We start from the raw sequence: 959 nt of genomic DNA, 5'->3' as shown, positions 1-959 counted from the left end.
TGGGTCGGCGCGGCGCCGGCGAAGACCTGCTCGGTCACCGCCTTGGCGCCCCGCGGCAGGTCGGCCTCGGCCGCCTCCACCCGCCAGGGTTTCGGCGCCACCCCGCCGAAGGCGACGCGGCCGGCCCCGTCCCTGCCCAGGATCGCCGCCACCGAGACCAGCGCGTAGGCGTACGACGCCCGGTCGCGGACCTTGCGGTAGAGGTGCGTGCCCGCCACCGGCTTCGGCAGCGTCACCGCCGTGATCAGCGCGCCGGCCGCGAGCGTGGTGTCGCGCTCGGGCGCGTCGCCCGGCAGGCGGTGGAACGCGGCGATCGGGATCGTCCGGGAACCGCCCTCGCCGTCGACGGTCTCGACGGTGGCGTCGAGCACGCGCATCGCCACCGCCATGTCGCCGGGATGGGTGGCGATGCAGGCGTCGCTTCCGCCGATCACCGCCAGCTGCCGGCTGACCCCGTCGAGCGCCGAGCAGCCGGAGCCCGGCCGGCGCTTGTTGCAGGCCTGCGCGGTGTCGTAGAAGTACGGGCAGCGGGTGCGCTGCAGCAGGTTGCCGGCGGTGGTCGCCTTGTTGCGCAGCTGCCCCGAGGCGCCGGCCAGCAGCGCGCGCGACAGCACGCCGTAATCCTTCCGGACACGGGCGTCGGCGGCGAGGTCGGTGTTGCGCACCAGCGCGCCGATGCGCAGGCCGCCCTCCGGGGTCGGCTCGATCCGGTCGAGCCCGAGCCCGTTGACGTCGACGAGGTGGGTCGGGGTCTCGATCTGCAGCTTCATCAGGTCGAGCAGGTTGGGGCCGCCGGCGATGAACTTGGCGTTGGGCGGCGCCTGGATCAGGCCGCGCCGGGACAGAGAGGTGTCGTCGCCCATGGTCGCTCCTCGGTCGGACGCCGAGTGAACGGAGCGGGTGCGGGCCGCGTTCCTGCGACAGAGCGTGCCCCGGACCGCAAAAAGGGCCCGGCTTGC

The 959-nt window shown here is 74.6% G+C and carries 1 protein-coding gene; it reads right to left on the bottom strand.

Annotated elements, in window-relative coordinates:
• Positions 1 to 863 (bottom strand): FAD binding domain-containing protein (locus MKK68_RS12505; protein WP_279605328.1); only part of this gene is annotated, 863 nt, incomplete at its 3' end.
• Positions 864 to 959: the final 96 nt, after the last annotated feature.

Source organism: Methylobacterium sp. E-016 (genome assembly GCF_022829745.1).
Taxonomy (GTDB): Bacteria; Pseudomonadota; Alphaproteobacteria; order Rhizobiales; family Beijerinckiaceae; genus Methylobacterium.
The sequence above is the reverse complement of the archived record's forward strand: the minus strand, read 5'-3'. Positions and strand labels throughout refer to the sequence as shown.